This is a genomic window from Denitrificimonas caeni DSM 24390 (assembly GCF_000421765.1).
Taxonomy (GTDB): domain Bacteria; phylum Pseudomonadota; class Gammaproteobacteria; order Pseudomonadales; family Pseudomonadaceae; genus Denitrificimonas; species Denitrificimonas caeni.
In genome coordinates this window covers 118,673-131,035 of the sequence record NZ_ATXQ01000007.1, presented here as the reverse complement: position 1 = coordinate 131,035, position 12,363 = coordinate 118,673, and the positions used below count along the sequence as shown (strand labels likewise).

The window sequence follows — 12,363 nt, the reverse complement described above, 5'->3', positions numbered from 1 at the left end:
AGCCTTACCCCTAGAGGTAATAGAAATTACTGTTTATGGTTAGGTTACTTAGGAGTTCTTGCGCGCGGGGCAGGGAAAAGGGATACTTTTGATTCTGACGTCGTAAGTATCAACTTACACTAGCACAGCGGGGCAGTCCTTACGGGTTGTCCCGTTTTGTTTTTAAGCCATCAAATACTCCTGATCTCGACACCAGACTTTGGCCTGACATCCATATTCAGTATGTTACGAATAACGTTCACTTTGTCTGAACTCAAAGCACCCAGGTGACGACGTAGGTCACGCATCAGGGCGTACTCTTCCAGTGTTGCATTATCCGGTAGTCGAATCGTTCGCTGAGACTGGTCTACTTTGTCCCAGAGCGTTTCTTGTTCTTCAGCATCCAGCTTCAGTGCCGCTACCAACTTGCTTAGGACTTGCTGTGAAGGCGGGCCTTTCTTCCCGTTTTCCATTGCGCTCACGTAGCAGGCGTTCACACCAAGGTGGTCAGCCAGCTGAACTTGTTGCAACTGACGACTTCTCCTTAGTGATTCCAAATACAATCCAAATGGAGTCATCAATATGTTCCGGGAACGAGGTTAATTTGTTACCAGAATAAGGTAACTGAAGGAGGGAAATCAAAAGATAATTCAGAAAACATACTATAAAAATCAAAGTGTTATACTTTGATAAATCATTGTAGGGTAATTTGATTGAATCGTTAGTAGCACACGACAGAAACGCTCCAACGGCTATAGTTATTAATGTGTCTTCGCCTAATTTCTAGAAATCATTTACTCTATGCTAACAACACTCATATTAGCCCAGCAGATGATTTAAATGACTTCCATTGGTGCAGCCGGAACGCATTGCCCTTCTGCCGGTACCAATTGACCACCTCTACTGACAATCATTGCTCAGTCTGCTGGTGATATTGCCCACGTTAATCCTCTAGAGTGCTTACACCAAGGTCATTTGCTAGAGGTATTAACATTTTTCTGTCTAATGGCCAGTTATCAAGCAGCTTCCTTTTCTTGCGCTTCAGCATCCAATATATAAGTAGAACGGAGCTTTGTTTATAAACCGCACTTTCTTTGTATTTGGACTTAATAATTTCGGGAATCGCGGCATTCTTCTTGACAAACTCTTCAATTTTTCCAATAAGCTCATCGTCAACCAAATCCTCAAATTCGTCCAGAATCGTTAAGATAGATTTTTGGGTTTCGGCCTTTATTCCTGTAAAGCTGAAGTACAAACCATCAAGCTTAGAAATAATACCCAATTCATCTATTGGCCCCTGATTAAGTTGTTGAGTGACCTCAGTGAAAAAAGCATCCGTTGTTTCGATAAGCGCCATGCTCTTCGCAACTGTTCGATGAACCTTGGGTTTAATAGCTGTTTTTGCTTTATAAATAGCATCATGGGTTAATTCAGCATGCGCGTGCTGGAGCAGCGTTCTGATCTGAACTTCACACGGGATATCAGTTGGTATTTCAATACCATCAAACGTAATTGCTTTTTTGGGGCGTAAAACGAAGTGAACTGACTGGTATGTAAACAGTAAAGGGGACTTTTCTTTATCCTCGTTAAAGTGCTTACAAGCATCAAATGACCAAAGGTCAGATGATCTTATGATGTCGCAAATTAGTTCGATATCGTCAAGAACAAGCACAACAAACCTTGCGCCGACTTTATCTTCAATATCATTGTAGGGGTCTGCGTAATTCTTACCTGCACGGTAAAAGGCTTTATCGATAAGCGATTTTTCATCTTTTAAGCGGTGTTTGGCTGGTAGTTTTAGAAAAGTACTTAAATCTTTCCCCTTACCCTCTAAAGAAGCGCAAATTTGCTGGACAATGAAACGCCCCCAAGAATCGTATACCGGCTTTTCTTGGCTCCACTTCGTTTGAAACTCGACTTCCGTCATTCCTGCTTCACTATCTTGTCCTTGATAATCACTTGGGTCCACTCCGCTGCCATCCCAGATTCATCTACATCACCTTCAATTGTAGTTATAGTTATCAAATCCTTAAAGGAATCTGACGGTGCGGAGATCTTAACATTTTTGCTGGTTTTTACTTTTCTGAACTTTAGACTATCTGATATATGCTCAACATCCTTGGTAAAGGAAGCGGTTGGTATACCGGCGCTCTCCATATGCTCCGAAAATGCATCCTGAACGTCTGGCTCAAAATACTTTGACGCAAAGTCAGCAGTGCCAATTGAGGAGGACGTATCAACTTTCAGGTACGTGGTTAGGGCATTGATATAGTCACTTTTCTTAGACTCAGGAACATCCAATCCCGAAATAAACGTCTTAGCAGCATCATAAAATTGCTTGGTGGTTCTTGCACTGGTTTGCGGATAACCACAACCAAGAAAATCAGAGTAAAAATACCTTGCAGCCGCTTTACCCCCAGCTTTGTTGATCTGTGAATCCGACACCATCACCGCCCACTTGTCATTTAAGTTGCTGTAAGGCGAATTGTATTTGGCTTTTTCAAAGAATCCGGCTGTCTTGTACAACTTTGAACTAGGTGTCAGCAGCACCTCTTCAACGTACTTTAATGAAATTTCACCTGTTGTATCATCAACCTCTTTTTCGTAAGCACTATGAGTTTCTGCTTTGATAATGCCTAAGAACTTTTTCGCCGGGTGACCTTGAGTACCAGTAAACACCACAACGATTCCGCCCGGTATCGATTTCATCTGTTGTGCATCAGTGAGTAACGTCGCGAAATCATAAGATGACACAGCAAAAGTACTCTCATCTTCATCTATTGCTCTTTCAACAATCTGTGGTAAATCTTTAGGCTCCTGATGAACAATTTCCATTTGCACCGCACGTGAACTCTCACCAAGAGCCTCAACCACTCGTTGCTTAAACGTTTCCATTGCGTCATGTGAAAATCGCGTAAATTCATGACTCTGCATCGGAACCTTTTTCTGGCCTTCCGCGTCTCTTTGATACACCTGATGGATAATGATTCGGTCAATATTTAGGTTTAATAACTGCATCGCACTACCTTGTTATAATTTTTGTCCTGTCGCTGGATAGAAAACAGCCTACTATATTTTCAAGCTTACTGCTGGGAAGCAAGCTGTCCCCAGAAGCCTAAGTATCAGCCTTTACGAAGTTAAGCCAGAGCGCCGAGTACCAATAAAATAGCCCCTCCATCGAGGGGCGAGGCTTTGGATTCAAAGGTATTCAACGAAAAAAGAGGGATAACACCGTAAAAACACCAATATCGATAGTTGTTGAACCCGAAAGGAACAATACTACATGTTCCTTTTTTTTGATTCAGACTTTCTGTGAATCGATACTCCCTATCTTTTCCAAACCTCAATTCACGAAGGATGAGACGTCGGATCACGGTTGTGAGATCTCAGATCACGGAGGATGAGATCCCACAGGCGGGCAAATTGCTTAGAAGTCTAAGTTAGAGACCGCTAATGCGTTGTCTTCAATGAATGCACGGCGCGGTTCGACGTGGTCGCCCATTAAGGTGTTGAAAATTTGGTCCGCTGCAATAGCATCTTCAATGGTCACTTGCAGCATGCGGCGCTGACTTGGATCCATGGTGGTTTCCCACAGTTGCTCTGGATTCATCTCTCCTAGACCTTTATAGCGCTGTACGCTTAAACGGCGGCTGCCTTCGGCAAGCAACCAATCTAGCGCAGCTTTGAACGTCTGTACTTCTTGCTTGCGCTCACCGCGCATCACATAGGCGTCTTCTTCAAGTAAGTTGTCTAGTTTATTACCCAGTTCGGTTACAGTGCGGTAATCATTACTTGCGTAGAAATCATGATTAAACAAAATATGATTGGTTAAACCATGGGCTTTAATCTGAATTTCGGGTAGCCAATAATTACGCTCACTGTCATGGCGTAAGCCGACAGTGTAAACCTCGCCAGACTTCTCAACCGAATCCATGCGCGCTTGTAACGTATCAAGCCATGCTTGCATCGCTGCTTTATCGCTCAGTTGCTCTGGTTCGACGCGTGGTAAGTAGAGGAAGTGCTCGGTAATTTCTTTCGGGTAAAGACGTGAGAGTCGCTCCAATGTTTTTAGTACAGAGCGGTATTCGTTAACCAGCTCTTGCAAAGCCGTACCGGATAAACCCGGTGCATTGGCATTGACATGTAAACTTGCATCTTCCAGTGCTGCGTTAGTGAGGTACTCATCCATCGCTTCATCGTCTTTGATGTATTGCTCTTGCTTGCCACGTTTTACTTTATACAGTGGTGGTTGGGCAATATAGATATAGCCACGCTCAACCAATTCAGGCAGTTGACGGAAGAAGAAGGTTAGCAGCAGGGTGCGAATGTGCGAACCATCGACGTCAGCATCGGTCATGATGATGATGTTGTGATAACGCAGTTTTTCAATGTTGTATTCATCACGGCCAATCCCACAGCCTAAAGCCGTGATTAAAGTGCCGACTTCTTGCGATGAAATCATTTTGTCGAAGCGCGCTTTTTCAACGTTCAGAATCTTACCTTTGAGCGGTAGAATGGCTTGGGTTTTACGGTTACGCCCCTGCTTGGCGGAGCCGCCAGCCGAGTCCCCTTCGACAATGTAGAGTTCAGATAAGGCAGGATCCTTCTCTTGGCAATCGGCTAGCTTGCCCGGCAATCCGGCAATATCCAGAGCTCCTTTGCGGCGTGTCATCTCGCGCGCTTTGCGTGCTGCTTCACGGGCACGTGCAGCATCAATCATTTTACCAACAATGGCTTTTGCTTCAGCTGGGTTTTCTAGTAAGTAATCGGCTAAGTATTTGCCCATTTCCTGCTCAACTGCAGTTTTCACTTCTGAAGAAACCAGCTTGTCTTTGGTTTGTGAGCTGAATTTTGGATCAGGTACTTTAACTGAAATAATCGCTGTTAGACCTTCCCGGGCATCATCACCGGTAGTGCTAACTTTGTCTTTTTTACCTAAACCTTCTGCTTCAATATAGTTGTTTAGATGACGGGTCAAGGCAGTACGGAAACCAACTAAGTGTGCACCGCCATCACGCTGTGGAATATTGTTTGTGAAGCACAATAGATTTTCATTAAAACCATCATTCCACTGCATCGCCACTTCAACGCCAACACCATCTTCTTCGCGCTGCACGGCAAAATGGAAAATTTGATTGACCGTGGTTTTGTTGGTATTGAGATACTCCACAAAGGCTTTAAGACCACCTTCGTATTTGAATAACTCTTCTTTACCTGTGCGCTCATCTTTTAAGTGAATGCCCACGCCTGAGTTGAGGAAGGACAGTTCGCGCAAGCGTTTAGCCAAAATATCCCAGCTGAACTGGATGTTGCCAAAGGTTTCTGGCGACGGTTTAAAGTGAATCCGAGTACCGGTTGAGCTGGTCTCTCCAATCGCTGTCATCGGTGCTTGCGGCACGCCGTGGTGATAGGTTTGTTCCCATACCTTGCCTTGGCGGCGGATGGTCATAATCAAAACCCGTGACAACGCGTTGACTACTGAAATGCCAACGCCGTGCAAACCACCAGAGACTTTATAGCTGTTATCGTCAAACTTACCGCCAGCATGCAGTACTGTCATAATGACTTCTGCTGCCGATATCCCCTCTTCTTCATGGATATCAACTGGAATGCCACGGCCGTTGTCTTGTACGGTGATGGATTCGTCGGTATGAATGGTAATGCTGATTTCATCGCAATGGCCGGCTAAGGCCTCGTCGATGGAGTTGTCCACGGCTTCAAAAACCATGTGATGTAGCCCAGTGCCGTCATCAGTATCACCGATATACATACCAGGGCGTTTGCGTACGGCATCCAGACCTTTAAGAACTTTAATACTACTGGAATCGTACGATTTATCTTCGCTCATGCGGTCACTCCCAATGGTGTAATTTGACCTTGTTCCACGTGGAACAAAGAGACTGGCGTATCCTTGCGCCAGCCTGAACTCATTAATTGTTTATCAACACATGTGATAAACACCTGACATTCTAAATCGTCTAGCAATTGGCACAGCGCTAAACGATGCTGTTCATCCAACTCAGAAGGCAAGTCATCCACGAGATAGATGCATTCATTGCGTCTAGCTTGAGAAAGCAAATAGCCTTGAGCAATTCTGAGGGCACAAATAACCAGTTTCTGCTGTCCTCTTGAAAGAATATCTACGGCATTATTGCTGCCAATACGTACTCGTAAATCTGCGCGCTGTGGTCCTGCTTGGGTATAGCCTAGCGCTCGATCGCGCTCAAGATTTTTATTGAGCACTTCTTCTAAGCGGCTATCTTTGTCCCATCCTCTAGAGTAACTCAGAGTTAGATCCGGCAGTTCCAGCAACTTGGCTAGAGTGTTTTCAAAAACTGGTTTTAATTTTGCAATGTAGGATCGACGTAATTGATCGATTTCGTCACTAGCTATACACAGTTCTCGATCCCACGCAGCCACTACACTTTTATCCATTATACCATGGCGCAGGCATGAGTTTCTTTGTCTTAAGCTGGTCTGTAAGCGCTGCCATGCGGAAATAAAACTATGTTCCACGTGGAACACTCCCCAATCTAAAAATTGTCGGCGCATCTTTGGCGCACCTTCAAGTAGCCGAAAACTGTCAGGGTTAATCAGTTGCAGCGGTAAAAGTTGGGCCAGTTGTGCGGCACTGCGAGCGTTTTGACCATCAATGCGAATGCGCAACTCTGACTGACGATCACGACTGATGCCTAGGTTACTTTGAGTACTGTCGTTACGCTGAATTTGAGCGAAGACTGTGCAGCTATTTTGTTCGTACTGAATCATTGGCTGTAAGCGTGTGCTGCGAAAAGAGCGAGCCATTGCCAGTAGGTGAATGGCCTCCAGCACGCTCGTTTTGCCGCTGCCATTATCACCATAGAGGATATTGATACGTGGAGATGTTAGCAAAGTCACCGGCCGCAAATTGCGTATACCGGTGATTTGCAATTGGCTAATTGCCATACTAAATAACGATTACAGACGCATTGGCATAACAACATAAGAAGCACTGTCGTTGTCGGCCTCTTGAATTAATGCACTGCTGTTGGAGTCTGATAGCACAATGCTGATTTGCTCCGATGAGGTGGCACTGAGCACGTCGAGCAGATAGGTAACGTTGAAGCCGATTTCTAAAGTGCTGCCGCTGTAGTCTACGGTAACTTCATCTTCTGCAACTTCTTGCTCAGGGTTATTGGCTTGGATTTTCAGTAAGCTTGGCTCTAGCTGCCAACGAATACCTCGGTACTTCTCATTGGATAGAATAGAGGCACGGTTTAATGCTTCACGTAGGCTTTGACGATCTGCCAGCACAGTTTTGTCGCCGCCACGGGGTAGCACTCGCTCATAGTCAGGGAACTTACCGTCAACCAGTTTAGAAATGAAGGTGAACTCATCAGTGGTTGCGCGAATGTAGTTGCTACCAAAAATAATGCTGACTTCTGCGCTGTCTTCGGTCATTAAACGGGCTAATTCTAAAACGCCTTTGCGCGGAACGATGACTTGGTGCTGAATGTCTTCGGTAATGCCTGCGGGTACTGAGCACATTGCTAAGCGGTGACCATCAGTGGCGACAGCGCGTAATTGACCTTGCTTAGCTTCGAGCATCAGACCGTTTAAGTAATAACGGACATCTTGCTGCGCCATAGCAAAACTGGTGCGTTCAATCAAGCGACGGACACTGCTTTGCTCAAGGGTAAAGCATAATGAACCAGGTGTTTCTTCTGACGAAGGGAAATCTGAGGCGGGTAATGTGGTCAGAGTAAAACGACTGCGACCGGCTTTGATCAACACTTTTTGATCATCGACTTTGAAGTCGATCATTGCATCAGCCGGTAAGTTTTTGCAAATATCCATGAGTTTACGAGCCGGTACAGTAATTTCACCGGCTTGCGCTGGCTCTTGCAGTGTAATGCGGCCGACCAGTTCAACTTCGGTATCGGTACCTGTCATGGATAGGTTCTGCCCTTCGATGACCAGGAGGACGTTGGATAACACAGGCATGGTTTGCTTGCGTTCAACAACACCGGCCACCAGTTGCAGCGGTTTTAACAAAGCTTCGCGTTGGATGGTGAAGTGCATGGTTATTCCCTTGCGTGAGAGTGCTAGCACTGCTGTTATGTCGTTAACGTGCGCAGTAGGTTTTTATAGTCTTCGCGGATGTCCGCATCGGTTTCGCTCAGTTCAGCAATTTTCCGACAAGCATGCAAAACAGTGGTGTGATCGCGTCCACCAAAGGCGTCACCAATTTCAGGCAAACTGTGATTGGTGATTTCCTTGGCGAGAGCCATTGCCACCTGACGGGGGCGGGCCACTGAGCGTGAACGACGTTTTGATAAAATATCGGAAATTTTAATTTTGTAGTACTCAGCCACTGTGCGCTGAATGTTATCAATACTGACAAGTTTGTCTTGCAGTGCCAATAGGTCTTTCAGTGATTCGCGGATCAGTTCCACTGTGATGGGTTCATTGGTGAAGTGTGCGTGAGCAATGACGCGTTTCAATGCACCTTCTAGTTCACGAACGTTAGAGCGGATACGCTGAGCAATAAAGAATGCGCAATCATGCGAGAGCTGTACCCTGCTCTGCTCGGCTTTTTTCATCAAAATAGCGACGCGCGTTTCTAGTTCAGGTGGCTCTACAGCAACCGTTAGACCCCAACCAAAACGTGATTTTAAGCGCTCTTCAAGGCCGTCAATTTCTTTCGGGTAGCGGTCACTGGTAAGAATGACCTGTTGATTACCTTCGAGTAAGGCATTAAAGGTGTGAAAAAACTCTTCTTGTGAGCGCTCTTTTTTGGCAAAGAATTGAATGTCATCAATCAGTAGCGCATCAACTGAGCGGTAATAGTTTTTAAACTCATTGATCGCATTGTTTTGTAAGGCACGGACCATGTCGGCTACAAAGCGCTCAGAATGCAAATAAATGACTTTTGCGTTCGGGTTTTTCTGCAGTAAATGATTACCAACCGCATGCATCAAGTGAGTTTTCCCTAAACCAACACCGCCATACAAAAATAGCGGGTTATAACCATGCTTAGGATTGTCAGCTACCTGCCAAGCGGCAGCGCGCGCCAGTTGGTTCGATTTACCTTCGACAAAACTATCAAAGGTAAATGAGCGATTCAGTGCGCTAACGTGCTTGATTGCGCCTTTTGCCGGTACGCCGCGCTCGCTTGCGGGTGTGCTGGGCGCAGGAGCAACGTTATGGATAGGCACAGGTGCTGGATTGGTGGTCGATTGTTGCGAAGTCGCCTCGGCCTGTGCAGCCAGAGTCTCTGCGATAGGCGCTGCAGTTGCCGCGGCAGAAACTTGACTGTTAGATTGGCTGCGGGTTGGTATGTTAGGTGCGCTACTAAAACTAGTGCGGGCATTGCCCTTGCTACCAATTTGCAGAGCAATAGGCGGAACATCGCCATTATTACGCTCGGCCATTAACTCTAAAATGCGGTTGATATATTTATCATTGACCCAATCTAATACAAACCGATTCGGTGCGAAAATATGCAGTTCATCACCGACGGCTTCAACTTGTAATGGACGGATCCAGGTGTTGAAATGCTGAGCAGGCAGTTCATCGCGTAAAAAATCGATAGACTGTAGCCAAAGTTCGACAGACACAGAGATCCCTCAATAAAACATAGTAATTACGACAGGCTATTGTAGCCGTCAGAGGTAAAGTTATCCACAGGCATGGTAAAAATAGCGCAGACTTTTACAGGCTACATATTGATCCAGCATCGCTGCTGGGTCGCGATAAATTGGACATAACCAAGGTAAAAGAAATGATAACGTTGGGTGAGTTAACCGCTTGGTTATTGGTGGCTTTGAGTATTGCTTGGATCTGGCGCGGGCACGGGGTACGTGAGCGTGCTCTAGATCATGCGCGAGCCCATTGTCAGCGTGAATCTGTGCAGTTGTTAGACGGTAATGTGGCGTTTAAAGGCTGGAAAATCATTGCCGATGGCAGTCAACGGAAGCGCTTGGCGCGCATCTATAGCTTCGAGTTTACGGTCACCAGCCAAGAACGTTTAAACGGCACAGTGGCTATGTATGGCCGTCATTTAGCGAAGATTGAACTGCAGGCCTACCCTATTTATGAAGCAATGCAGGCGGTGGACGGTGGTAATGTCGTGCATACACAAAATAATGCTGCTGAACCACAGACAAACGCACGGCAAAATACCGTAGTACAGTTGGATGAGTGGCGACCTAAGCATTAAAACGCAGTCGGCTATGTTGTTAAATCGCCGTTTTAAACTCGTAAAAAATCAGAATTACTCAGCGGTCAGAGTAAAGTCGATACGTTCTAACCAGCCCGCTTCTTTTTGGAAATCAGCTAAGGTCAGAGGATTATTATCTAACCACTGCTCGGGAAAGCGGATGTGCAAGCTGTTAGTTTTTGCGGTTAGTTCTAACTTAGGAACTTCTTGAGAACCACGAATGTGGTGCAGAAGTATGGCAAAACGCAGCAAAATACACAGGTGCAACAGCTGTTGGCTTTCACCGCTAAACTCCGCAAAACGCTCTTTAGGGATATTGCGGCGATGACCACGTACTAACAGCGCAAGCATTTGTTGATCTTGACGAGAGAAACCGGCCAAGTCGGAATGCTCGACTAGATAAGCACCGTGCTTGTGGTAATGGTAATGAGCAATGTCTAAGCCCACTTCATGCACGCGAGCTGCCCAGCTGAGCATATCGCTGTGCCATTCTTCATTGAGTTGCCAGGCTTCAGCCACTTGCTCTAAGGCCTCAAGGGCTTTGCTTTCAACTTTTTGCGCATGTTCAAAATCAACATGACTGCGTTCCATTAAGCTTTGGATCGAGCGCTCACGTACATCTTCATGCTGATGGCGACCCAGTAAGTCGTAGAGTACGCCTTCACGTAATGCGCCATCACAAGGCGCCATTTGCTCAAGGTTTAAAGCATCAAAAATGGCTTCGATAATTGCTAAACCCGCCGGTAAAATAGCACTGCGCTCAGGTTTGACGCCGGCAATATCAATTTTTCTAGTGTCACCGATTTTTAGCACCTTGCGTTTGAGCCAAGTCAGCCCGGAGTTGGTGATTTCGCCATTGGTTAGGCCGGCAGCAGCAAGGGCTTGGCCGACTGAACGAATGGTTCCAGAAGCACCAACAGTATCTTGCCAGCCCATTCGGCGCAGACTTTGCTCAAGTTCCATCAGTTCGAGACGTGCTGCTGTATAGGCTTGCGCGTAACGGGCGGGAGTGACCATGCCATCTTTAAAGAAGCGCTGAGTGAAGCTGACACAACCCATCTGCAAGCTGCCACGTAGCTGAGATTCAAACTGTTGGCCAATGATAAATTCTGTACTACCACCGCCAATATCCACCACCAAACGTTTGCCCGGCGTATCGGCTAGAGAGTGAGATACACCCAGATAAATCAACCGTGCTTCTTCGCGGCCCGAAATGACATCGACATCGTGGCCTAATATTTCTTCAGCGCGGCGAATAAAGTCTTGACGGTTATGTGCCACCCTTAACGAGCTGGTACCAACAATCCGCACGGCGCCTTGAGGTAAGTCGCTGATCAGTTGAGCAAAGCGTCGCAAGCAGGCAAGGCCACGTTCAATCGCGTCATCTTGTAACTCTAGCTCTGCATTGATACCGGCAGCCAATTGCACCTTTTCGCCAAGGCGTTCAAGAATTCGTATCTCGCGCTGGTCGGTTTTAGCCAGAACCATATGAAAACTATTGGATCCCAGATCAATGGCGGCGATCAATGGGAAGTGTTTGGGAGCAGAATTGGGCATACCGCTATTCCAAAGAAATAATAAGTGTATCGTGCCATGCCACGACAGATTCGCCAATGTAAAAAAGTTTTTTGCCGGTATGATGAGGAAAAAACATCGCAGTGTTTTGCTCGGTTACTTTCGTTAAAGGGCAAGTCACGTTATGATTATAAAACTTTAATTTGCATCCGCTGTTTCGGAGAGGTTTCATGAGCGATCACATTACCAATATTAGCGATTCAAGCTTTGAGCAAGATGTACTGCAAGCCGACGGCCCTGTGCTGGTTGACTACTGGGCTGAGTGGTGCGGTCCTTGCAAAATGATTGCTCCAGTTTTAGAAGATGTTGCAGTTGAATTTGCTGGCAAAGTAAAAATTTGCAAATTGAACATTGATGACAACCAAGCGACCCCACCAAAGTATGGCGTGCGTGGTATTCCAACTCTGATGTTGTTTAAAAACGGTAACGTTGAAGCAACTAAAGTGGGTGCTCTGTCAAAAAGCCAATTGGTTGCTTTTTTAGAAAGCCATATCTAATTGCTGCGAGAATCGCTCAGCTGTATTGGCGTTTAGTGTGCATTTTATCGATTTGTACACTAGACGCATCCCTTTGCAAGTGGTAGATTCCATTTCTGTAGTGCATAAGCC

General features: G+C 46.0%; 10 protein-coding genes. 2 read left to right on the top strand and 8 right to left on the bottom strand.

Going from position 1 to position 12,363, the window contains the following annotated elements; translation table 11 throughout:
• Positions 1–170: 170 nt before the first annotated feature.
• The 7 genes from H591_RS15325 to dnaA all read right to left on the bottom strand — a co-directional run bounded on the left by H591_RS15325 (position 171) and on the right by dnaA (position 9,578).
• Complete coding sequence (locus H591_RS15325) at positions 171–557, bottom strand: helix-turn-helix domain-containing protein (RefSeq protein WP_022967011.1); 387 nt, start codon at positions 555–557, stop codon at positions 171–173.
• Positions 558–922: 365 nt separating this feature from the next.
• A complete protein-coding gene (locus H591_RS0110980) occupies positions 923–1,948 on the bottom strand; it encodes a GTP pyrophosphokinase (protein ID WP_211219994.1) in 1,026 nt (341 codons plus the stop codon).
• Entirely contained in the window at positions 1,903–2,997 is a 1,095-nt protein-coding gene (locus H591_RS0110975) for a nucleoid-associated protein (protein ID WP_022967009.1), read from the bottom strand. The genes H591_RS0110980 and H591_RS0110975 overlap by 46 nt, the downstream gene beginning before the upstream one ends.
• A gap of 409 nt (positions 2,998–3,406) precedes the next feature.
• Positions 3,407–5,827 (bottom strand): DNA topoisomerase (ATP-hydrolyzing) subunit B, encoded by a 2,421-nt coding sequence (gene gyrB, locus H591_RS0110970; protein ID WP_022967008.1) that lies wholly within the window; start codon positions 5,825–5,827, stop codon positions 3,407–3,409.
• Positions 5,824–6,924, bottom strand: a complete 1,101-nt coding sequence (gene recF, locus H591_RS0110965; protein WP_022967007.1) for a DNA replication/repair protein RecF — start codon at positions 6,922–6,924, stop codon at positions 5,824–5,826. Before recF ends, gyrB begins: the two co-directional genes overlap by 4 nt.
• A gap of 12 nt (positions 6,925–6,936) precedes the next feature.
• Positions 6,937–8,040, bottom strand: a complete 1,104-nt coding sequence (gene dnaN, locus H591_RS0110960; protein WP_022967006.1) for a DNA polymerase III subunit beta — start codon at positions 8,038–8,040, stop codon at positions 6,937–6,939.
• A 35-nt stretch (positions 8,041–8,075) separates the two neighbouring features.
• The gene (gene dnaA / locus H591_RS0110955; protein ID WP_022967005.1) at positions 8,076–9,578 is read right to left on the bottom strand and encodes a chromosomal replication initiator protein DnaA; all 1,503 of its coding nucleotides are present in this window, start codon (positions 9,576–9,578) and stop codon (positions 8,076–8,078) included.
• Between the two features lie 164 nt (positions 9,579–9,742).
• Here dnaA and H591_RS0110950 point away from each other — a divergent pair, with 164 nt between their 5' ends.
• The gene (locus H591_RS0110950) at positions 9,743–10,180 is read left to right on the top strand and encodes a DUF3301 domain-containing protein (RefSeq protein WP_022967004.1); all 438 of its coding nucleotides are present in this window, start codon (positions 9,743–9,745) and stop codon (positions 10,178–10,180) included.
• A gap of 54 nt (positions 10,181–10,234) precedes the next feature.
• Here H591_RS0110950 and ppx read toward each other — a convergent pair whose 3' ends face one another.
• Entirely contained in the window at positions 10,235–11,737 is a 1,503-nt protein-coding gene (gene ppx, locus H591_RS0110945; RefSeq protein ID WP_022967003.1) for an exopolyphosphatase, read from the bottom strand.
• Between the two features lie 188 nt (positions 11,738–11,925).
• Here ppx and trxA point away from each other — a divergent pair, with 188 nt between their 5' ends.
• On the top strand, positions 11,926–12,252 hold the full coding sequence (gene trxA, locus H591_RS0110940) for a thioredoxin TrxA (protein ID WP_022967002.1): 327 nt from the start codon (positions 11,926–11,928) through the stop codon (positions 12,250–12,252).
• Positions 12,253–12,363: the final 111 nt, after the last annotated feature.

Excerpts from the sequence above, each read along its gene's own strand:
- ppx (WP_022967003.1), bottom strand. The coding sequence starts at position 11,737 with ATGCCCAATTCTGCTCCCAAACACTTCCCATTGATCGCCGCCATTGAT.
- H591_RS0110950 (WP_022967004.1), top strand. The coding sequence starts at position 9,743 with ATGATAACGTTGGGTGAGTTAACCGCTTGGTTATTGGTGGCTTTGAGT.
- trxA (WP_022967002.1), top strand. The coding sequence starts at position 11,926 with ATGAGCGATCACATTACCAATATTAGCGATTCAAGCTTTGAGCAAGAT.
- recF (WP_022967007.1), bottom strand. The coding sequence starts at position 6,924 with ATGGCAATTAGCCAATTGCAAATCACCGGTATACGCAATTTGCGGCCG.
- dnaN (WP_022967006.1), bottom strand. The coding sequence starts at position 8,040 with ATGCACTTCACCATCCAACGCGAAGCTTTGTTAAAACCGCTGCAACTG.
- H591_RS0110975 (WP_022967009.1), bottom strand. The coding sequence starts at position 2,997 with ATGCAGTTATTAAACCTAAATATTGACCGAATCATTATCCATCAGGTG.
- gyrB (WP_022967008.1), bottom strand. The coding sequence starts at position 5,827 with ATGAGCGAAGATAAATCGTACGATTCCAGTAGTATTAAAGTTCTTAAA.
- H591_RS15325 (WP_022967011.1), bottom strand. The coding sequence starts at position 557 with ATGACTCCATTTGGATTGTATTTGGAATCACTAAGGAGAAGTCGTCAG.